The organism is Enterobacter sp. UPMP2061 (genome assembly GCF_053709615.1).
This window is the reverse complement of the sequence record NZ_JBSKJP010000017.1, coordinates 53,314-75,229: the sequence shown is the minus strand read 5'-3', so window position 1 is coordinate 75,229 and position 21,916 is coordinate 53,314. Positions and strand designations below refer to the sequence as shown.

17 protein-coding genes are annotated in these 21,916 nt (G+C 55.4%); 7 read left to right on the top strand and 10 right to left on the bottom strand.

All coding sequences use genetic code 11. From position 1 onward, the window contains the following. Nucleotides 1-281 precede the first annotated feature (281 nt). From hemG to pepQ, 4 genes are read right to left on the bottom strand one after another with little or no spacing between them, the layout of a single operon-like run. The gene (gene hemG / locus ACWKXX_RS21255; protein ID WP_017382603.1) at nucleotides 282-827 is read right to left on the bottom strand and encodes a menaquinone-dependent protoporphyrinogen IX dehydrogenase; all 546 of its coding nucleotides are present in this window, start codon (nucleotides 825-827) and stop codon (nucleotides 282-284) included. Nucleotides 828-837: 10 nt separating this feature from the next. Then, nucleotides 838-2,289, bottom strand: a complete 1,452-nt coding sequence (trkH, locus tag ACWKXX_RS21250; RefSeq protein WP_006808591.1) for a Trk system potassium transporter TrkH — start codon at nucleotides 2,287-2,289, stop codon at nucleotides 838-840. A gap of 41 nt (nucleotides 2,290-2,330) precedes the next feature. Further along, nucleotides 2,331-2,945 carry an IMPACT family protein gene (locus ACWKXX_RS21245; protein WP_015572737.1) on the bottom strand — a complete coding sequence of 205 codons (615 nt, stop codon included), beginning with the start codon at nucleotides 2,943-2,945 and terminating at the stop codon, nucleotides 2,331-2,333. Continuing rightward, complete coding sequence (gene pepQ, locus ACWKXX_RS21240) at nucleotides 2,945-4,276, bottom strand: Xaa-Pro dipeptidase (protein WP_017382602.1); 1,332 nt, start codon at nucleotides 4,274-4,276, stop codon at nucleotides 2,945-2,947. Before pepQ ends, ACWKXX_RS21245 begins: the two co-directional genes overlap by 1 nt. Before the next feature lie 190 nt (nucleotides 4,277-4,466). Here pepQ and fadB point away from each other — a divergent pair, with 190 nt between their 5' ends. Continuing rightward, nucleotides 4,467-6,656, top strand: coding sequence for a fatty acid oxidation complex subunit alpha FadB (gene fadB / locus ACWKXX_RS21235; RefSeq protein ID WP_062938485.1), 2,190 nt, complete (start codon nucleotides 4,467-4,469; stop codon nucleotides 6,654-6,656). Between the two features lie 9 nt (nucleotides 6,657-6,665). After that, nucleotides 6,666-7,829: an acetyl-CoA C-acyltransferase FadA gene (gene fadA / locus ACWKXX_RS21230; RefSeq protein WP_000416981.1), complete on the top strand. Its 1,164-nt coding sequence runs from the start codon at nucleotides 6,666-6,668 to the stop codon at nucleotides 7,827-7,829. Nucleotides 7,830-7,974: 145 nt separating this feature from the next. Here fadA and glyS read toward each other — a convergent pair whose 3' ends face one another. From glyS to ACWKXX_RS21215, 3 genes are all read right to left on the bottom strand, one after another. Then, entirely contained in the window at nucleotides 7,975-10,044 is a 2,070-nt protein-coding gene (glyS, locus tag ACWKXX_RS21225) for a glycine--tRNA ligase subunit beta (RefSeq protein WP_015572740.1), read from the bottom strand. A 9-nt stretch (nucleotides 10,045-10,053) separates the two neighbouring features. Beyond that, entirely contained in the window at nucleotides 10,054-10,965 is a 912-nt protein-coding gene (gene glyQ, locus ACWKXX_RS21220) for a glycine--tRNA ligase subunit alpha (RefSeq protein ID WP_003860141.1), read from the bottom strand. A 160-nt stretch (nucleotides 10,966-11,125) separates the two neighbouring features. Beyond that, nucleotides 11,126-11,431: a YsaB family lipoprotein gene (locus tag ACWKXX_RS21215; RefSeq protein ID WP_017693801.1), complete on the bottom strand. Its 306-nt coding sequence runs from the start codon at nucleotides 11,429-11,431 to the stop codon at nucleotides 11,126-11,128. A gap of 184 nt (nucleotides 11,432-11,615) precedes the next feature. On the opposite strand from ACWKXX_RS21215, the gene ACWKXX_RS21210 reads away from it, so the two are divergent. After that, on the top strand, nucleotides 11,616-12,611 hold the full coding sequence (locus ACWKXX_RS21210) for an acyltransferase (protein WP_045911885.1): 996 nt from the start codon (nucleotides 11,616-11,618) through the stop codon (nucleotides 12,609-12,611). A gap of 52 nt (nucleotides 12,612-12,663) precedes the next feature. On the opposite strand, the gene xylB is transcribed toward ACWKXX_RS21210, so the two are convergent. Both xylB and xylA read right to left on the bottom strand, forming a co-directional pair. Further along, a complete protein-coding gene (gene xylB, locus ACWKXX_RS21205) occupies nucleotides 12,664-14,118 on the bottom strand; it encodes a xylulokinase (protein ID WP_261665914.1) in 1,455 nt (484 codons plus the stop codon). Nucleotides 14,119-14,177: 59 nt separating this feature from the next. After that, entirely contained in the window at nucleotides 14,178-15,500 is a 1,323-nt protein-coding gene (xylA, locus tag ACWKXX_RS21200) for a xylose isomerase (protein WP_026080557.1), read from the bottom strand. Nucleotides 15,501-15,871: 371 nt separating this feature from the next. On the opposite strand from xylA, the gene xylF reads away from it, so the two are divergent. The 4 genes from xylF (at nucleotide 15,872) to xylR (ending at nucleotide 20,849) form a co-directional block, all read left to right on the top strand. Continuing rightward, nucleotides 15,872-16,864, top strand: coding sequence for a D-xylose ABC transporter substrate-binding protein (gene xylF, locus ACWKXX_RS21195; protein ID WP_261665913.1), 993 nt, complete (start codon nucleotides 15,872-15,874; stop codon nucleotides 16,862-16,864). A 72-nt stretch (nucleotides 16,865-16,936) separates the two neighbouring features. Continuing rightward, nucleotides 16,937-18,478: a xylose ABC transporter ATP-binding protein gene (locus ACWKXX_RS21190; protein WP_261665912.1), complete on the top strand. Its 1,542-nt coding sequence runs from the start codon at nucleotides 16,937-16,939 to the stop codon at nucleotides 18,476-18,478. After that, nucleotides 18,456-19,637, top strand: a complete 1,182-nt coding sequence (xylH, locus tag ACWKXX_RS21185) for a xylose ABC transporter permease XylH (RefSeq protein WP_003860151.1) — start codon at nucleotides 18,456-18,458, stop codon at nucleotides 19,635-19,637. Before ACWKXX_RS21190 ends, xylH begins: the two co-directional genes overlap by 23 nt. Before the next feature lie 33 nt (nucleotides 19,638-19,670). Then, nucleotides 19,671-20,849 (top strand): D-xylose utilization transcriptional activator XylR, encoded by a 1,179-nt coding sequence (gene xylR, locus ACWKXX_RS21180; protein ID WP_003860152.1) that lies wholly within the window; start codon nucleotides 19,671-19,673, stop codon nucleotides 20,847-20,849. Nucleotides 20,850-20,884: 35 nt separating this feature from the next. Here the strand turns inward: xylR and ACWKXX_RS21175 are convergent, their stop codons facing one another. Continuing rightward, entirely contained in the window at nucleotides 20,885-21,709 is an 825-nt protein-coding gene (locus tag ACWKXX_RS21175) for a protein bax (RefSeq protein WP_071888809.1), read from the bottom strand. Nucleotides 21,710-21,916 lie beyond the last annotated feature (207 nt).

The following is a 21,916-nucleotide window of genomic DNA, read 5'->3' as shown; positions in this document are numbered from 1 at the left end:
TCGTCCGAGGACGTTAAGAATCCATGTCACTTTGAGTGCCCACACAGATTGTCTGATAAATTGTTAAAGAGCAGTGCCGCTTCGTTTTCGCTGCGGCGCGGGGTGTGCATATTACGCTTTCCCGCTTCAGAGTCAAGCGTTTATTTTGCTTTTCTCTGCTGACCCGGCGGCTTGCGTGCCGTTGTTCCGTGTCAGTGGAGGCGCATTATAGGGAGTTCTTCTGAAGTGACAAGCACTAAATACAAAAAAAATTTCGTTCGCTCACTTTTCAAACTCAACGCTTATTTATCCCGCGCATCGTCCGTTAAACGCGCAATTTCACGGGCAAAACTGGCGACCTGGGCCCAGTCGGTATAAACCACTTCTTTACGCGTATCCGTTTCCCCGCCCGTCATTTTCATGATCAGGCGGATCATAAAGCGGTCATACCAGCGGTAACGCGGGTAACGCAGCGCGCCAGCAAAGACAGAACAGATATCGGGCTGCCATGGCGAACTTAGCAAAAACTTGCGCGTATAGCTGTTGGTCTGCGGCGTACGCTTCTCCGCTTTACGGGCAACCAGGTTGACCGAGTAAAACGCGCCAGGCAGTTGAGCGAGCTCCGCCGTATGCTTTTTCACAAAGCGATCCAGCGCCGGATGGAAATGGCCGTAACGAATTGAAGCGCCAATGACCACGCGGTCGTAATCCTGCCAGGCAATCTGCTCTGTGCGATTCAGGTTCACCACATCAGAATAAATGCCCAGCTCTTTGAGTTCGGAAGCCAGATATGAAGCAATCTCACGCGTTTGTCCGTCACGCGTTGAGAAAAGAATTAACGTTTTCACCAATGTCTCCTTACTCACGCCAGAATGTTGGGGTAAACAGCACCAGCAGCGTAAAGACCTCAAGACGCCCAAACAGCATATTGGCGATTAAGATCCACTTCGCCACCGGGTTCATACTGGCGAAGTTATCCGCCACGACGCCCAGCCCCGGCCCCAGGTTGTTTAACGTTGCCACCACAGAGGCGAAGGCAGAGAAATCATCCACGCCCGTGGCGATAATCGCCAGCATACTGACAATAAAGACCAGTGCATAAGCGGAGAAGAATCCCCACACCGCTTCGAGGATGCGCTCCGGCAGCGCACGGTTCCCCAGCTTAATACTGTAAACCGCATTCGGGTGGACCAGACGTTTCAGCTCACGGTTCCCCTGCTTGAACAGCAGCAGGATGCGGATCACCTTCAGACCGCCGCCCGTTGACCCGGCGCAACCGCCGATAAACGCAGAGCACAACAGCAGCACCGGCAGGAACAATGGCCAACGCGCAATACTGTCCGTGGTGAAACCAGCGGTTGTCGCCATCGATACCACCTGGAAGAAGGCCTGGTTCAGGGTCGTGACCGCCGAGTTATAAACATCGTGGAACCACAGTACCAGGGTACAGATAACCACCAGGGTCAGCTGGACGCCAATAAACATCCGGAATTCCGGGTCGCGCCAGTACACCTTCAGGCTCCTTCCGCTAAGCAACGAGAAGTGTAGACCGTAGTTACAGCCTGAGATCAGCAAAAAGATGGCAATGATGGTATTGATTGTCGGGCTGTCGAAGTAGCCGACGCTGGCATCGTGGGTGGAGAACCCGCCGATAGCAATAGTCGCAAAGCTATGCCCAATGGCATCAAACGCAGGCATCCCGGCAAACCACAGCGCCAGCGCGCAGGCCACCGTCAGCAGGACATAGATAAGCCACAGGGTTTTCGCCGTCTCCGCAATACGCGGGCGCATCTTGTTATCTTTCAGCGGGCCGGGCATCTCCGCCCGGTAAAGCTGCATCCCCCCGACGCCCAGAATCGGCAGGATAGCCACCGCCAGGACGATGATCCCCATACCGCCGAACCACTGGAGCATCTGCCGGTAAAAGAGAATCGCATGCGGGAGCGAATCCAGCCCCACAAGCGTGGTGGCGCCGGTGGTCGTTAATCCGGAGAACGATTCAAAAAACGCATCCGTGACGGTGAGATTCGGTTGTTCGGAGAAGATAAACGGCAGCGCACCCACGCTTCCCAGTACCGTCCAGAACAGGACCACAATCAGAAACCCCTCCCGGGATTTCAGTTCACCTTTCTCACGGCGGTTTGGCCACCACAGCAGGGAGCCAATCGTCAGCGCGACAAAAAAGGTTTGCGTAAATGCACGCCCCGCGCCGTCCCGGTAGATGAGCGCCACCAGTCCGGGAATGATCATTGTCCCGGAGAAAAGTATGACCAGCAATCCAACGATTCGGGTAATGGCACGAAAATGCATCTCTGCCGCTTCCTTAGGTATTCAAAATTGTGAGGTGGGGATTATTCTTCAATCGGCAGTAATTGCAATGAACCGCGACTAAAATCAGCGAGTTTTGCTGAAAAAGCAGCCAGTTCCGCCTGAGGAAGCGCCACGCGTAATTGCACCATTGCCTGATAATCACTGTGTGCGATGACACCGTTAAACTGTTTAAGCAGTGCTTCGATACCCGATAGCTGGGCGTAATCGCATAACAAAGTATATTCCGTAAGTGGCGTTTTGCGGGTTGTTATCAGCAGATTAAGCGCCTGCTGGACACCACCTCCGTAGGCTTTAACCAGCCCTCCGGTGCCTAACAAAATGCCCCCGTAGTAGCGGACAACAACGGCGGTGATTTCACCCACGCCGCTGCCCATCAACTGGGATAGCATCGGTTTTCCGGCCGTACCCGCCGGTTCACCGTCGTCAGAAAACCCGAGCTGCTGTGAGTCGTCTGGCGGCCCTGCGACCCACGCCACACAGTGATGGCGGGCATCGGGGTGCTGCGCGCGGACGGACTCGACGAACGCCTTCGCCGCCTCCACGCCGTCGGTATGCGCCAGCAGCGTGATAAAGCGGCTTTTCTTGATTTCCTCAACAAAGGTGACCGGCTCGGCCGGTATCAGCCAGCTTTCCATCAGGCCAGCTTCAGATCTCGCGTCATGTTCTCAATGCTGTTCTCGTGAATAACCACGTTATCCTCGATACGAATGCCGCCATACGGCTTCAGCGCTTCAATTTTCTCCCAGTTGAAGTGCTTGCTGAATTGCCCTTCGCGCCACGGTGCCAGCAGGGATTCAATAAAGTAGATGCCCGGCTCGATGGTCAATACCATACGCGGCGCCAGAACGCGGGTGCAGCGCAGATAAGGATATTTAGACGGTGCCGCCAGGTGCGTACCGGTATCATCCTGCATAAAGCCCGCGACGTCATGAACCTGCAAACCCAGCGGGTGACCGATACCATGCGGCATAAATGGCCCGGTCAGATCGTTCTCAACCATCGCCTCTTCGCTCATGTCTTTGACAATCTGATGCTTACGCAGCAGTTTAGCGATGCGCTGATGGAACTGGATGTGATAATCCACGTAGCTGGTTCCGGCCTTCATGGTGCCAATCAGCGCCAGCTGTTCGTCGTTCACGTCTTTGATCAATTGCGCAAAATCGGTGTCCGCATTCGCCGCCCAGGTACGGGTCAGGTCTGCCGCATAACCATTGTACTCAGCCCCCGCGTCCAGCAGGAAGCTGCGCATCTCAGCCGGAACCTGATGATCCAGTTTGGTGTAGTGCAGGACCGAGGCATGTTCATTCAGCGCCACGATGTTGCTGTACGGCACGTCGGTATCGCGGTGGCCGGTCGCCGTCAGGTAAGCCTGATTAATATCGAACTCGCTCATACCGGACTGGAACGCTTCGTGCGCCGCACGGTGGCCATTCACCGCCGTTTTTTGCGCTTCACGCATGCAGTAAAGTTCGTAGTCGGTCTTGTAGGCGCGATAGTAGTGCAGATAATCCAGCACGCCTTTCGGGTTGAGTTTATCTGCCGGAATATCCAGACCCAGCGCACGCTCAGGAACCGGACCAATGTAGCCGATGTTGCCGCGCGCCGCTGGCAGCTGGCTGCCAATGCCGTCTGCTTTTGGCAGCGCAATCACGTCAATTTCTTCGGTCCAGAATGAGGTCGGCAGCGGCTCCACGTTGTGCCAGTAATCGACCGGCAGGTAGAACCACAGTTTCGGCTTGTTCACGCCATCCACCAGCAGCCAGCAATTTGGAACCTGCGTGACAGGCACCCAGGCTTTAAACTGCGGGTTAACCTTGAAGGGATAAGCATGGTCATCAAGAAAAGTATTCATCAGCTCGCCGGAGTGGATCAGCAGGGCATCCAGCTTGAAGCGGGCCAGTACATCGCGGGTACGTTCCTGTAGGGTAACGATATGATTTTTATAAAGCGAAGCCAGTGAGTCCATCATTCTTCCTTTCGTTTTTTTGACCTCAAGTCATCGCATCTTAGCACACCTCACTCCGGCTGCGTGATTTCCACCGACCGTGATCAGCGCAGCAATTTCTTAATGACTAATTTGCATTTTATTAACATAAATTCCACACTCCGTTTCATCTGGTATGACCAGATCCAATTGCTGGATTCAGGAGACCGACATGCTCTACAAAGGCGACACCCTGTACGTAGACTGGCTGGAAGATGGCATTGCCGAACTGGTGTTCGATGCCCCCGGCTCAGTGAACAAGCTTGATACCGCGACGGTGGCCAGTCTTGGCCAGGCGCTGGATGTACTTGAAAAGCAATCAGATTTGAAAGGGCTGCTGCTGCGCTCCAACAAAGCGGCCTTTATCGTTGGCGCGGATATCACCGAATTCCTGTCGCTGTTCCTGGTGCCCGAAGAACAGCTGAGCCAGTGGCTGCACTTTGCCAACAGCGTTTTTAATCGTCTGGAAGATCTGCCTGTCCCGACCCTTTCCGCCGTTAACGGCTACGCGCTGGGCGGTGGCTGCGAGTGCGTGCTGGCGACCGACTACCGTCTGGCGACGCCGGACCTGCGCATCGGCCTGCCGGAAACCAAGCTGGGCATCATGCCGGGCTTTGGCGGTTCCGTGCGTATGCCGCGCATGCTGGGTGCCGACAGCGCGCTGGAGATCATTGCCGCGGGTAAAGATGTCGGCGCCGAACAGGCACAGAAAATCGGCCTGGTGGACGGCGTGGTTAAGCCTGAAAAACTGGTTGAAGGCGCTGTCGCCATTCTGCGTCAGGCGATTAACGGCGATCTCGACTGGAAAGCCAAACGTCAGCCAAAGCTGGAGCCATTAAAGCTCAGCAAAATTGAAGCCACCATGAGCTTCACCATCGCCAAAGGCATGGTGATGCAGACGGCGGGTAAACACTACCCGGCGCCGATCACGGCGGTGAAAACCATTGAAGCGGCAGCCCGTCTGGGCCGTGATGACGCTCTGAAGCTTGAAAACCAGAGCTTTGTCCCGCTGGCGCACACCAACGAAGCCCGCGCGCTGGTTGGTATCTTCCTTAACGATCAGTTCGTGAAGGGCAAAGCCAAACAACTCACCAAAAACGTTGAAACGCCAAAACACGCGGCGGTACTCGGCGCGGGCATTATGGGGGGCGGCATCGCCTACCAGTCTGCCTGGAAAGGCGTGCCGGTGGTGATGAAGGACATCAACGAGAAATCCCTGACGCTGGGCATGACCGAAGCGGCCAAGCTGCTGAATAAACAGCTTGAGCGCGGCAAAATTGACGGTCTGAAGCTGGCAGGCGTGATCTCCACCATCCAGCCAGTGCTGGAATACAGCGGTTTCGACCGTGTGGACGTGGTGGTTGAAGCGGTCGTCGAGAACCCGAAAGTGAAAAAAGCGGTACTGGCCGAAACCGAAGACAAGGTGCGTCCGGAAACCGTGCTGGCCTCTAACACCTCCACTATTCCTATCAGCGAACTGGCGAGCGTGCTGAAGCGTCCGGAAAACTTCTGCGGGATGCACTTCTTTAACCCGGTGCATCGCATGCCGCTGGTTGAAGTAATCCGAGGGGAAAAAACCTCCGACGAAACCATCGCCAAAGTGGTGGCGTGGGCGAGCAAGATGGGCAAAACGCCGATCGTGGTTAACGACTGCCCGGGCTTCTTCGTTAACCGCGTGCTGTTCCCGTACTTCGCCGGTTTCAGCCAGCTGCTGCGCGACGGCGCAGACTTCCGCAAAATCGACAAAGTGATGGAAAAACAGTTCGGCTGGCCGATGGGCCCGGCGTATCTGCTGGACGTTGTCGGCATCGACACTGCCCATCACGCGCAGGCGGTGATGGCGGCGGGCTTCCCGCAGCGCATGCAGAAAGATTATCGCGACGCCATTGATGCCCTGTTCGACGCCAACCGCTTCGGGCAGAAAAACGGTCTGGGCTTCTGGCGCTATAAAGAAGACAGCAAAGGCAAACCGAAGAAAGAAGAAGATCCGGCGGTGGATGGCCTGCTGGCCAACGTCAGTCAGCCAAAACGCGACTTCACCGACGATGAGATCATCGCACGGATGATGATCCCAATGGTCAACGAAGTGGTGCGCTGCCTCGAAGAAGGCATTATCGCCAGCCCGGCAGAAGCGGATATGGCGCTGGTGTACGGCCTCGGCTTCCCTCCGTTCCACGGAGGCGCGTTCCGCTGGCTGGATACGCTCGGCAGCGCCCGCTATCTCGATATGGCTCAGCAGTACCAGCACCTCGGCCCGCTTTATGAGGTGCCGGAAGGGCTGCGTAACAAAGCGCGCCATAACGAACCCTACTACCCAGCAGTTGAGCCAGCCCGTCCGGTTGGCGAACTGAAAACGGCTTAAGGAGTCACAATGGAAAAGGTTGTCATTGTTGATGCGATTCGCACCCCGATGGGCCGTTCAAAAGGCGGTGCGTTCCGTAACGTGCGCGCGGAAGATCTCTCCGCGCACCTGATGCGTAGCCTGCTGGCGCGTAACCCGGCGCTGGACCCAGCAGCGCTGGACGATATTTACTGGGGCTGCGTGCAGCAGACGCTGGAGCAGGGCTTTAACATCGCCCGTAACGCGTCCCTGCTGGCGGAGATCCCGCATTCGGTTCCGGCCGTCACCGTCAACCGTCTTTGCGGTTCGTCGATGCAGGCGCTGCACGACGCGGCACGGATGATCATGACCGGCGATGCGCAGGCCTGTCTGGTGGGCGGCGTGGAGCACATGGGCCACGTGCCGATGAGCCACGGGGTCGATTTCCATCCAGGCATGAGCCGCAACGTGGCGAAAGCCGCCGGTATGATGGGCCTGACCGCCGAGATGCTCTCCCGTCTGCACGGCATCAGCCGTGAGATGCAGGATGCGTTTGCCGCGCGCTCGCATGCCCGCGCCTGGGCCGCCACGCAGTCTGGTGCCTTTAAGAATGAGATCATCCCAACCGGCGGTCACGACGCAGACGGCGTACTGAAGCAGTTCAGCTACGACGAAGTTATCCGCCCGGAAACCACGGTCGAAGCGCTTTCTACCCTGCGTCCGGCGTTTGATCCGGTCACCGGTACGGTAACGGCGGGCACCTCGTCTGCCCTGTCCGACGGTGCCGCCGCGATGCTGGTGATGAGCGAGAGCCGCGCCCGCGAATTAGGCCTGACGCCACGCGCCCGCGTGCGTTCGATGGCAGTCGTGGGCTGCGATCCTTCCATCATGGGTTACGGTCCGGTTCCGGCGTCAAAACTGGCGCTGAAAAAAGCGGGGCTGAGCGCAAGTGATATCGACCTCTTTGAGATGAACGAAGCGTTCGCCGCGCAGATCCTGCCGTGCATTAAAGATCTGGGGCTGATGGATCAGATCGACGAGAAGATTAACCTCAACGGCGGCGCGATCGCCCTCGGTCACCCGCTGGGCTGCTCCGGGGCGCGTATCAGTACCACGCTGATTAACCTGATGGAACGCAAAGATGCCCAGTTCGGACTGGCAACGATGTGTATTGGGTTGGGTCAGGGTATCGCGACGGTGTTTGAGAGGGTGTAAATAAGGAAAAGTATCTCAAAGTAACGTAGGCCCGATAAGCATCGCGCCATCGGGCTTTTGCCGGGAGGCGCTACGCTTTCCCGGCCTACGAAGAGAAAAAGTTTAGTTGCCGTTCTTCCCGCCTGTCAGGGGCGGGTTTTTTACGTTATTGCAGCAGCGAAATATCCGCCACGCGCAGGAACAGCTCACGCAGTTTCTCAAGCATCGAGAGACGGTTAATCCGCAGCTCTTTATCTTCCACGTTCACCATCACCTTCTCGAAGAAGGCGTCGATGACATCACGCAGCTCCGCCAGCTCCACCAGTGCTTCCTGGTAGCGACCTTCCGCGAAATACGGCTCCAGCTTGTCGCGCAGCACCACAACCTGCATCGCCAGAGAAATCTCTTCCGGCTCTTTCAGGGTTGCAGCGTTGACGCGCTCGTTCAGCGTTTCGTCGGATTTCGCGAGGATGTTGGATACACGCTTGTTGGCCGCGGCCAGCGCAGACGCCGCTTCCAGCGTACGGAAGTGGGATACCGCTTTCATACGCGCATCGAAATCTGCCGGACGGGTCGGACGACGCGCCAGCACCGCCTGAATGGTATCAACGGAGTAACCTTCGTCCTGATACCACGCGCGGAAACGACCGAGCATAAAGTCGATAACATCATCCACAACCTTCGCGTTGGTCAGCTTATCGCCGTACAGACGTACCGCTTCTTCGGTCAGCGTTTGCAGATCGAGGTTAAGGTTCTTCTCTACGATGATTCGCAGCACGCCCAGCGCAGCACGACGCAGCGCGAACGGGTCTTTATCGCCTTTCGGATGCTGACCGATACCGAAGATACCCGCCAGGGTGTCCATCTTATCGGCAATCGCCACGGCGCAGGCAACCGGGTTAGACGGCAGATCGTCACCGGCAAAGCGCGGCTGATACTGCTCGTTCAGGGCTACCGCCACGTCTTCCGCTTCGCCATCGTGACGCGCGTAGTGCATGCCCATCACGCCCTGGGTGTCGGTAAATTCGAACACCATGTTGGTCATCAGGTCGCACTTGGAGAGCAGGCCCGCGCGGGTAGCGTGGTTAACGTCGGCGCCAATTTCACGGGCAATCCAGCCGGACAGCTCCGCGATACGGTCGGTCTTGTCGCGTAGCGTACCCAGCTGCTGCTGGAACAGTACGGTTTGCAGACGCGGCAGGTTGTCTTCCAGACGTTTTTTACGGTCGGTATTGAAGAAGAACTCGGCATCCGCCAGACGCGGACGCACCACTTTCTCGTTACCGGAGATAATCTGGCTCGGATCTTTCGATTCGATGTTCGCCACGAAGATGAAGTTTGGCAGCAGCTTGCCGTCGTTGGCGTAAACCGGGAAGTACTTCTGGTCACCCTTCATGGTGTAAACCAGCGCTTCTGCCGGAACGGCCAGGAATTTCTCTTCGAATTTCGCGGTCAGTACAACCGGCCATTCGACCAGCGAAGTCACCTCTTCCAGCAGGCTGTCGCTCAGATCGGCATTACCGCCAATTTTGCGCGCCGCGTCTTCTGCGTCCGCTTTGATTTTGGCTTTACGCTGTTCGTAGTCAGCAATGACCTTGCCGCGCTCCAGCAGGATCTGCGGGTACTGGTCAGCATTGTCGATAGTGAACTCCGACTCGCCCATAAAGCGATGGCCGCGGATCACGCGATCGGACGCCACGCCCAGAATGGTCGCCGGGATAACGGTATCGCCCAGCAGCAGGGTCACGGTGTGAACCGGACGCACAAAGTGTACGTCGGACGCGCCCCAGCGCATCAGCTTAGGAATCGGCAATTTTGCCAGCGAGGTCGCGATCATGTCAGGCAGCAGCGCTTCGGCGCTTTCGCCTTTCACATGGGCACGGTACAGCAGCCATTCACCTTTGTCGGTGGTCAGACGCTCAGCCTGATCAACGGTGATGCCGCAGCCGCGCGCCCAGCCTTCTGCCGCTTTGCTCGGCTTGCCTTCCGCGTCGAACGCCTGAGCAATGGCCGGGCCACGTTTTTCAACTTCGCGATCCGGCTGGGACGCCGCCAGGTTTGCCACTTTCAGCGCCAGACGACGCGGCGCAGCAAACCACTCAATTTTACCGTGCGCCAGGCCAGCGTTATCCAGCTCAGCAGTGACGTTCGCAGCGAAAGATTCAGCCAGGCTGCGCAGGGCTTTTGGTGGCAGCTCTTCAGTGCCGATTTCCACCAGGAAAGTTTTCTCAGACATGGCCGCCTCTTATTTGTTTCGGTTGCACATCGGGAAGCCAAGGGCTTCACGGGACGCGTAGTAAGCTTCTGCAACGGCTTTGGTCAGGGTACGAATACGCAGAATGTAGCGCTGACGTTCAGTCACGGAGATCGCTTTGCGGGCATCCAGCAGGTTGAAGCTGTGGGCAGCCTTCAGAATACGCTCGTAGGCAGGCAGCGGCAGCGGAGTCTCCAGCGCCAGCAGCTGCTGGGCTTCTTTCTCATACTGCTCGAAGCAGGTGAACAGGAAGTCCACGTCCGCGTATTCGAAGTTATAGGTGGATTGCTCCACTTCGTTCTGATGGAACACGTCGCCGTAGGTGGTTTTACCCAGCGGGCCGTCGCTCCAGACCAGGTCGTAAACGCTGTCTACGCCCTGAATGTACATGGCCAGACGTTCCAGACCATAGGTGATTTCGCCGGTAATCGGTTTACATTCCAGACCGCCAACCTGCTGGAAGTAAGTGAACTGGGTCACTTCCATGCCGTTCAGCCACACTTCCCAACCCAGACCCCAGGCACCCAGCGTTGGGTTTTCCCAGTTATCTTCCACGAAACGAATGTCGTGAATGGTTGGATCCATACCCAGCTCTTTCAGTGACCCGAGGTACAGTTCCTGAATGTTGTCGGGTGATGGCTTAATCACCACCTGGAACTGATAGTAGTGCTGCAAACGGTTCGGGTTTTCGCCGTAACGTCCATCGGTCGGACGACGGGATGGCTGCACATAGGCGGTCGCCATTGGCTCTGGCCCTAACGCGCGCAGGCTGGTCATCGGGTGTGAGGTGCCTGCGCCAACTTCCATGTCCAAAGGTTGAACAATGGTGCAGCCCTGACGAGCCCAGTAATCCTGTAAGGTCAGGATCAGGCCCTGGAAGGTCTTGGTATCAAACTTTTGCATAGTATTTCGTGCTGGATACGTGTGGTTTTAAATGGAAGGGATCAGTATACCCGCTGGCTGCAAGATATACAGTACGAAACGGGGTTGTTTAGGGAAAATTGGGGAATAAGCCCTACAGCCAGAACCTGCGAAGGCTCTGGTTGCTGCTTATACGAGCAATTTAACGCATTGAGAGATGTAAAAACTGGCCGTCTGCATCAAAAGAGCAGACAAAGCCCTCTTTACGCGCCGTATAGCCTTTCAGTTCATAGCTGCCCTGAAAGCGCTCGAAGCCGTTTATATGAATTTTCTGTGCTTCGGAATTATAGCGGTGAGCCGCCTGATCCCTGCACAGCTGTTCCATATTCAGAGAACGCTCCGGGCTCATTTTCCCCTGCTGCGCTTTTTGGACAGGTATCTCCTCAGAAGCACTGCATCCTGTTAATAAGAGCAGCAGAAAGAGTGACACCCCACGCTTCATCATCATTTTTATTACCGCCCTGGTCAGTGGCTGTTATTTTTAGTAGCAACACGTTTATAGATTAAAGTCCGTCATTCTGCGAATCTCGCCAGCTCCCTACAAGTTAGCCTGGCTAAACTCAGAATTTTCCAAGGGAAAAGTTTTACACAATCGCAGTCACACTTTTTTTATCAGGAATACAGAGGAACTGATGCAGTCAAAAATTAACTGGATTGATAACCTGCGGGGAATAGCCTGTCTGATGGTGGTGATGATCCACACAACGACCTGGTATGTCACGAACGCGCACAGTATCAGCCCTGTTAACTGGGATGTCGCCAATATTCTGAACTCGGCCTCCCGCGTGAGCGTCCCGCTGTTCTTTATGATTTCCGGTTTTCTCTTTTTTGGCGAGCGTAGCGCGCAGCCAAGACATTTCATCCGTATTGTCTCCTGTCTGCTGTTTTACAGCGCCATTTCGCTGCTCTATATCATCCTGTTCACTTCAATTAACGCTGAACGTTCCCTGCTCAATTTGTTGCAAAAACCGGTGTTCTATCATCTGTGGTTTTTCTTCGCGATAATCGTTATCTATCTGGTGTCACCGTTAATTCAGGTAAAAAACGTCAGCGGTAAAATGCTGCTGGCCTTGATGGTAATAATCGGGATCGTGGCCAACCCGAATACCGTTTCACAGAAAATTGATGGCTTTGAATGGCTGCCCGTTAACCTTTATATCACCGGGGATACGTTTTATTACGTGCTGTACGGCATGCTGGGGCGCGCCATTGGCATGTTGGAGACGCAAAAGCGAGGAATAAACTGGCTATGCGCGGCCGCGTTTCTCGTCGGTGTGTTTATTATCTCTCGCGGGACGCTGCATGAGCTGCAATGGCGCGGCAACTTTGCCGATACCTGGTATCTCTACTGCGGGCCGATGGTCTTTATCTGCGCGATCTCTCTGCTGACGCTGGTTAAAAACACCCTGAATGCCCGCCCGCTTCCGGTGCTGGGGTTTATCTCTCGCCACTCGCTGGGCATTTACGGTTTTCACGCGCTGGTGATCCACGCCCTGCGCACCCGCGGCGTTGAGCTTAAAAGCTGGCCGGTGCTGGATATTGTCTGGATATTTACCGTTACGCTGGTTGTCAGCCTGCTGCTGTCAATGTTGCTGCAAAGAATCGATACGCGCAGGTTTGTAAGCTAACCCGGTTGAAGGCTGGTAGGCCGGGTAAGCGTTAGCGCCACCCGGCTCCTGTTTATGACATTAGCGGCAAAAGCTGCTGATAGATTTTGCGGAACACGTCTCGTCTTTCAGCATAGCGAGCATGATTTTTCGCATCAGGACGATGCTGCCGTTCAAGCGGCAGCTGGGGCAAAAGCTGGTGCAGTGGTTTATCCGGGTTCAGCGCAATTTGCGCCAGCCGTGCCGCACCGAGCGCCGGGCCGACATCGCCTCCCGTACGATAGTCCAGCTGCAACCCGCTGATATCGGAAAGCATTTGCCGCCAGTAGCTGCTTCGTGCACCGCCGCCAATTAACGTAATGCTGGATGGCGTCAGTCCACAGTCATGCACGACATCCATTCCGTCCGCCAGAGCATAGCCAACGCCTTCAAGCACCGCGCGCGCAAGCTCTGCCGGGCCGTGCTGATGGGTAAGACCGAAGAACACCCCTTTCGCTTCCGGGTTGTTATGCGGCGTCCGCTCGCCGGAAAGGTACGGTAAAAACCAGACCGCACCGGCATTATCATCTGCCTGCTGTGCCGCTGTGATAAGCGCCGGGACGTCCGCCATTCCGGTTAGCTTTGCCGCCCAGTCGAGGCAGGAAGCCGCGCTCAGCATCACCGACATCAAATGCCATTTACCCGGCAACGCGTGGCAGAAGCTGTGTACGGCGCTTTCAGGGTTACTACGATACCCGTCACTGACGGCAAAATAGACGCCGGAGGTACCGAGTGAGAGCATGGCCTGCCCTGCCTCGACCATCCCCACGCCGACCGCACCCGCCGCATTATCGCCGCCGCCAGCGACGACAGGTACGGCTGGCATGTTCCAGCGTTCAGCAACAGAAGGCTGCAAAGCCCCCGTGATTTCACTGCCTTCAAACAGCGCAGGCATATGGTCGCGCGTCAGCTGGCAGGCATCCAGCATCGCCTCGCTCCAGTCCCGTTTCGCCACGTCGAGCCACATCGTGCCTGCGGCGTCAGACATGTCGCTGGCAAAATCCCCTGTCATGCGAAAACGCAGGTAGTCTTTCGGCAACAGAACCTTCGCCACCTGACGAAAAATCTCAGGCTCATGGCGCTGCACCCACAGGAGTTTTGGCGCGGTAAAACCGGGCATCATCAGGTTGCCCGTAATTTCACGGGATGCAGGCACACGCTCCTCAAGGATCGCGCACTCTGCCGCACAGCGGCCATCGTTCCAGAGAATAGCCGGGCGCAGAACGCGATGCTGACTATCCAGCAACGTTGCGCCATGCATTTGCCCGGCAATGCCCAGCGCCTTCACGTCGCGCAGGCTATGCTGCTCGCCTAAGGCTTTCATCGCACGCTCTGTCGCCTGCCACCACTGCTCCGGATCTTGTTCCGACCAAAGCGGATACGGACGTGAAACCTGCAACTTTTCAGTCTGCGTGGCTAATACATCGCCCTGCTCGCTTAACAGGATGGCTTTCACCCCCGACGTGCCAAGATCGATCCCGATATACATGTGGTGGCTCCTTTGACGAAAATGCCCGGTGGCGCTGCGCTTACCGGGCCTGGATGCTGTTATTTATCGAACAGGTAGTGATTGACCAGGTTTTCCAGCAGCTCCTGATGGCCGCTCTGATGCTGCGGCGCAAGCTGATGCTGTTCAGCGTACTTCGCGATCTCCGCAAGCGATAACTGACCTTTCAAAATTTGCTGGCCCAGCTCACTGTTCCAGCCGCTGTAGCGCTTCGCCACGCGCTTATCCAGCTCACCGTCTTCAATCATACGGGCCGCTACTTTCAGCGCCAGCGCCATGGTGTCCATCGCACCAATATGCCCGTAGAACAGATCGTATTTGTCGGTGCTCTGGCGACGCACTTTGGCGTCGAAGTTCAGGCCGCCGGTGGTGAAACCGCCCGCTTTGATGATCTCGTACATCACCAGCGCATTCTCTTCCACGCTGTTCGGGAACTGGTCGGTATCCCAGCCCAGCTGTGGATCACCACGGTTAGCATCGACAGAGCCGAAGATGCCCAGTGCAATCGCAGAGGCAATTTCGTGATGGAACGAGTGGCCCGCCAGGGTAGCGTGGTTAGCCTCAATATTCACTTTGATCTCTTTTTCCAGACCAAACTGCTTCAGGAAGCCATACACGGTGGCGACATCATAATCATACTGATGCTTGGTTGGCTCCTGTGGTTTTGGCTCAATCAGCAGCGTGCCGCGGAAACCGATTTTGTGTTTGTGGTCCACAACCATCTGCATAAAGCGACCAATCTGCTCACGCTCCTGTCGCAGGTCGGTATTCAGCAGCGTTTCATAGCCTTCACGACCACCCCAGAGTACATAGTTCTCACCGCCCAGCTGATGCGTGGCGTTCATCGCGGTCACGACCTGGGTTGCCGCCCAGCTGAAGACTTCCGGGTCCGGGTTGGTTGCCGCGCCCGCGCCATAGCGAGGGTTGGTAAAGCAGTTAGCCGTACCCCAGAGCAGCTTGACGCCGCTTTGCTGCTGTTTTTCAGCCAGTACGTCGACCATCTGCGCGAAATTGTTCAGATACTCTTTCAGCGATGCCCCTTCCGGCGACACGTCCACATCGTGGAAACAGTAGTACGGCACGTTCAGCTTATGGAAGAACTCGAACGCGACGTCGGCTTTACGCTTCGCCAGCTCAATGGCCTCGCCCGGCTGTTGCCATGGACGGTCAAAAGAGCCCACGCCGAACATATCGGCACCGTTCCAGCAGAAGGTGTGCCAGTAGCAGGCGGCAAAGCGCAAGTGATCTTCCATGCGCTTACCCAGCACCAGCTCATCCGGGTTGTAGTGACGAAATGCTAAAGGATTGGTCGTTTTCGTGCCTTCGAAACGAACGCGATCGAGTTGGTCGAAATAAGCTTGCATATTGAGCTCCATAATCAGGGTATGCGGCGTGGTCTTGCTTCTGGAGTAATAGTGAATAGACATTGGAGGTTGCTCAATTACGTTATTTCACACTGCTATTGAGATAATGCGCAATTGTGCGCTGGCTCGCAAAATAATGCGCAGACAAACTATTTTTCGGCGCGCATTCCAGAATCAAATGTAATTAATAGGTTACGCTTTTTAAAATCCGATCGCGGTCATAAATTCAGAAATAAACCAAATATCGTAATGAGAAGATAAAAATCTGTAATTGCCAGCAGGCCTTTCCACGTTAAAAATTTGCTGCGTCTCAGCAGTGAACGTTTCTTTTATCTCAGCTACACATACCCCTACAAAAAGGCCTAATAATTATGAAGATAAAGAACCTGCCCCTAACGCTCTGCACTACTCTCCTGCTTGCAAGCTTTGCCGGACACGCCAAAGAGGTCAAAATCGGCATGGCGATTGATGACTTACGCCTGGAGCGCTGGCAAAAAGATCGCGATATCTTTGTTAAAAAAGCGGAATCTCTCGGCGCGGAGGTGTTCGTTCAGTCCGCTAACGGCAACGAAGAGACGCAAATGTCGCAAATCGAGAATATGATCAACCGTGGCGTCGATGTGCTGGTCATTATCCCGTATAACGGCCAGGTATTAAGCAACGTGGTGAAAGAAGCGAAACAGGAAGGGATAAAAGTCCTGGCTTATGACCGCATGATTAATAATGCCGATATTGATTATTATATTTCGTTCGACAATGAAAAGGTGGGCGAATTACAGGCTAAAAGCCTGGTCGCAAAAGTGCCTCAGGGAAATTATTTCCTGATGGGCGGCTCGCCTGTGGATAACAACGCCAAACTGTTCCGCCAGGGACAAATGAAAGTGCTGAAGCCGTATATCGACGAGGGCAAAATTAAAGTCGTCGGCGACCAGTGGGCTGACGGTTGGTTACCGGAAAACGCGCTGAAAATTATGGAAAACGCGTTGACCGCAAATAACAACAAAATCGATGCGGTGGTGGCCTCTAACGATGCCACTGCGGGTGGCGCCATTCAGGCGCTGAGCGCGCAGGGTCTGGCCGGGAAAGTCGCTATTTCCGGCCAGGACGCCGACCTTGCGGGTGTAAAACGCATCATCGCGGGTACCCAGACCATGACGGTGTATAAGCCCATTACCGAGCTTGCCAATACGGCCGCCGAAATTGCCGTTGAGCTGGGCAATGGCCAGCAACCTAAAGCAGACGCGACGTTAAATAACGGCCTGAAAGACGTACCTGCTCGCCTGCTTACCCCTATCGAAGTCAACAAAGAGAATATTGACGCCACCGTGGTGAAAGACGGTTTCCATAAGAAGAGTGAACTGTAATCCAGCGCAGCCCCTGCCCGGCAGGGGCGCATTGACCTGCCCTGTTCATCTGTTGGGCTATGCGGAGCAGTTATGTCTTATTTACTTGAAATGAAAAGCATCACCAAAGCCTTCGGGGCGGTGAAAGCAGTCGATAACGTAAGCCTGCGGCTGAATCCCGGCGAAGTGATGTCGCTGTGCGGTGAAAATGGCTCGGGAAAATCCACGCTGATGAAAGTGTTGTGCGGGATCTACCCGCACGGCAGCTACGAGGGCGAAATTGTTTTTGCCGGTGAGGTGCTCCAGGCCACGCACATTCGCGATACCGAACGTAAAGGCATCGCTATCATTCACCAGGAGCTGGCGCTGGTGAAGCACCTTACCGTGCTGGAAAATATCTTTCTCGGTGCCGAACTCTCACGCCACGGCGTACTGGATTACGACACCATGACGCTGCGCTGCGAAAAACTGCTGGCTCAGGTGAGCCTGGCTATCTCACCGGATACGCGCGTGGGCGACTTAGGTTTAGGCCAGCAGCAGCTGGTCGAGATCGCCAAGGCGCTGAACAAACAGGTGCGCCTGCTGATCCTCGACGAACCAACCGCCTCACTCACCGAACAGGAAACCGCCGTACTGCTCAATATCATCCGCGATCTGCAAAACCACGGTATCGCCTGCATCTATATTTCGCACAAGCTCAATGAGGTGAAAGCCATTTCCGACACCATCTGCGTCATCCGCGACGGGCAGCACATCGGCACGCGTGAAGCAGAAGGCATGAGCGAGGATGACATCATCACCATGATGGTGGGCCGAGAACTCACCGCGCTGTATCCCAACGAACCGCACACCATCGGCGAAGAGCTCCTGCGCGTGGAAAACCTGACGGCGTGGCATCCCGTTAACCGCCATATCAAGCGCGTGGATAACCTCTCCTTCTCGCTGCACCGCGGCGAAATTCTCGGCATTGCGGGTTTAGTGGGTGCGGGAAGAACCGAGGCCGTGCAGTGTCTCTTTGGCGTCTGGCCGGGGCGCTGGGAAGGCAAAATTTATATCGACGGTCAGCCGGTAAAAATCGACAACTGCCAGCAGGCTATTGCTAAGGGCATTGCCATGGTGCCAGAAGACCGCAAAAAAGACGGCATCGTGCCGGTAATGGCGGTGGGAAAAAATATCACGCTGGCGGCGCTCAGCCAGTTTTCCGGCGCGCTGAGCAGCGTGGATGATGCCGCAGAACAGCAGTGTATTCTCCAGTCGCTTGCCCGGCTTAAGGTGAAAACCTCCTCGCCGGAGCTGGCGATAGGACGCCTGAGCGGCGGCAACCAGCAGAAAGCGATTCTGGCGCGCTGCCTGCTGCTTAATCCGCGCATTTTAATTCTGGACGAACCCACCCGCGGGATCGATATCGGCGCGAAGTATGAAATCTACAAGCTGATCAACCAGCTTGTGCAGCAAGGGATTGCCGTCATTGTTATCTCGTCCGAATTGCCTGAAGTGCTGGGGCTGAGCGACCGCGTGCTGGTCATGCATGAAGGGAAACTCAAAGCCAACCTGAACAACCAGAACCTGACGCAAGAGCAGGTGATGGAAGCTGCCTTAAGGAGCGAACGCCATGTCGAAAAGCAACCCGTCTGATATTAAAGTCGCTGTTCCGACGCCCGGTGCGTTCGCAGGACTTAAATCGCTGAATCTGCAAGTTTTTGTAATGATTGCCGCCATTATCGTGATCATGTTGTTCTTTACCTGGATGACCGATGGCTCCTATTTGAGCGCACGTAACGTCTCTAACCTGCTGCGTCAGACCGCCATCACCGGGATCCTGGCGGTGGGGATGGTCTTTGTGATTATCTCAGCGGAAATTGACCTGTCGGTAGGGTCGATGATGGGTCTGCTCGGCGGCGTGGCGGCAATTTTTGACGTCTGGCTAGGCTGGCCGCTGCCGCTGACGATTGCGGTCACGCTGGTGCTAGGTCTGCTGCTGGGGGCGTGGAATGGCTGGTGGGTGGCCTACCGTAAAGTCCCGTCGTTTATCGTCACCTTAGCGGGGATGCTGGCCTTCCGCGGCATTCTGATTGGGATCACCAACGGCACCACCGTCTCCCCGACCAGCGCCTCGATGTCCCAGATTGGCCAAAGCTACCTCTCTGATGGCGTCGGTTTTACGATCGGCGTGGTTGGGCTGATGGCGTTTGTCGCGTGGCAATGGCGAGGACGCATGCGTCGCCAGGCGCTGGGGCTGGCCTCGCCTGCCTCAACCTCGGTTGTCGGCCGTCAGGCGCTTACTGCGGTGATTGTGCTGGGCGCCATCTGGCTGTTAAACGATTATCGCGGCGTCCCAACGCCCGTTCTGCTGCTGGCGCTGTTGCTGTTAGGTGGAATGTTTATGGCCACACGTACCGCATTCGGTCGCCGTATTTATGCCATCGGCGGCAATCTGGAAGCCGCGCGTTTATCTGGTATCAACGTAGAACGCACCAAACTCGCCGTCTTTGCCATCAACGGCCTGATGGTGGCCATCGCGGGGCTGATCCTCAGTTCGCGACTGGGGGCGGGCTCCCCGTCTGCGGGTAATATTGCCGAGCTGGACGCCATCGCCGCCTGCGTGATTGGCGGGACCAGCCTCGCCGGGGGCATTGGCAGCGTGGCGGGGGCGGTGATGGGCGCATTTATTATGGCTTCGCTGGATAACGGGATGAGTATGATGGACGTGCCGACGTTTTGGCAGTATATCGTCAAGGGGGCCATTCTTTTGCTGGCAGTCTGGATGGACTCTGCCACCAAGCGGCGCGCCTGATAACACTATCGTGACTAATTTGGGAAATGAGCCATGTTTGAAAAGCGTCACCGCATTACGTTGTTATTCAATGCCAATAAAGCCTATGACCGGCAGGTGGTTGAAGGGGTTGGCGAATATTTGCAGGCGTCGCAATCCGAATGGGATATTTTCATCGAAGAAGATTTTCGTACCCGTCTGGAGAACATCAAAGACTGGCTGGGAGACGGGGTCATCGCTGACTTTGACGACCCCGTGATTGAACAGTTGCTGAGTGGCGTCGACGTGCCTATCGTGGGCGTTGGCGGCTCTTACCATACACCGGAACATTACCCCCCCGTTCACTACATCGCCACGGATAACCATGCTCTGGTCGAGACCGCCTTCCTCCATTTAAAGGAGAAAGGCGTACATCGTTTTGCGTTTTACGGATTGCCCGCCACCAGCGGAAAGCGCTGGGCGATGGAGCGTGAATATGCCTTCTGCCAGCTGGTTGCCCAGGAGAAGTATCGCGGCGTCGTTTATCAGGGGCTGGAAACCGCGCCAGAAAACTGGCAGCACGCACAAAATCGCCTGGCTGACTGGCTGCAAACTCTGCCACCCCAGACAGGGATTATCGCCGTGACGGACGCCCGCGCCCGCCACGTATTACAGGTGTGCGAACATTTGCATATTCCGGTGCCTGAAAAGCTGTGCGTGATTGGTATTGATAACGAAGAGCTTACGCGCTATCTGTCGCGCGTGGCGCTCTCATCCGTGGCTCAGGGTACCCGTCAGATGGGCTATCAGGCCGCAAAGCTGCTGCACAGACTGTTAGACAACGAATCCCTGCCGCTCCAGCGTCTGCTGGTTCCGCCCGTTCGCGTGGTCGAGCGTCGCTCAACTGACTACCGCTCCTTAAACGATCCGGCCGTGATTCAGGCGATGCACTACATTCGCAATCATGCCTGCAAAGGGATTAAGGTCGATCAGGTGCTCGATTCGGTCGGCATTTCACGTTCGAATCTGGAGAAGCGGTTCAAAGAGGAAGTCGGTGAGACGATTCACGCCGTGATCCATGCGGAAAAGCTGGAGAAAGCGCGCAGTCTGCTGATCTCCACCTCGCTGTCGATCAACGAGATTTCACAGATGTGCGGCTATCCGTCGCTTCAGTATTTCTATTCGGTGTTCAGAAAAGAGTATGACACCACGCCGAAGGAGTACCGGGAACGGTACAGTGAAGTCCTGCTCTAGAAAAAAGAACGCCTTCCAGTGGAAGGCGTTTTTCATTACATATGTGCGGCAATCAGACGCTGGTTATCCTGGTACATGGAGAACAGGTAATTGTTATAACGCTGTCCCTGAGTGGAATAACCTTTCAGCTTGTGGATCATCGCCGTAGCCGTTACTTCCTGATCCGCCTTACGCAGCTGAGCGCGTGACTTACGGAACGAGGAGTAGGCCGGATGGGTGTTCAGGTTCACCACATAGGCATTCACGGAATCTTTCACCGATTCAAACTGTGAATAGCCCTTCACCTTGCCGGGTGCATTAGTACAACGACCTTTTGCGCATTTCATGCCAAACAGATTGTTGTTGTTGCGCGCCAGCTTCGAGGTGCCCCAACCGCTTTCGGCGGCGGCCATTGTCGCGACCATACTGCCTGGAATAATGTCCACACGCTCTAACAGTGAGTTCCACGGCACGCGACGCGTGTTCCCGCTCCACTTCACTTTATAGCGTTTGGCGATGTCTTTCAGGCGAGTGCGCTCAGACGGCGACCAGCGGCTATCGTACTGTTTGGAGATCAGCCAGTTACGATCCGCAGTAATCGCGGCATTTTGACTTTTAATGTAAGGCATTACCGTCCGGAGAAACGCTTTTTTCCTTGGTGTCCCGGAAGGGTATTTTCGCAAATCAGGAAGTGAACTACTCTTTGCACTATTGCGAGAATACTCTTGTTTACTGCTAACCTTACTGCTTGTCGTCTTTATTACGTGGGCTTTCTTACTCGTTGTATCCGCGTGCGTCTTTGCAAGCACCTCACCTGAAAATGCCATGGTGAGTAACATGAGTATCGCGGCCCCATATCGTCGAATGGGAGTCGATATCATTAGGTCTCCTGGTCGGATATAAACATTCCAACACCTTATTTTCTTCAAAAATTTGAGAGCGGAATCTCAAATCATACCAAAAATAGTCCTCAAGAGCACGTATACAAATAGTCCAATTCCGAAACTATGTCATCCGGAACATGCTCATTAAATCACCAGCACTGGAAAAATGTGCGCGATATCGCAGATAACTGCCTAATTTTGCGC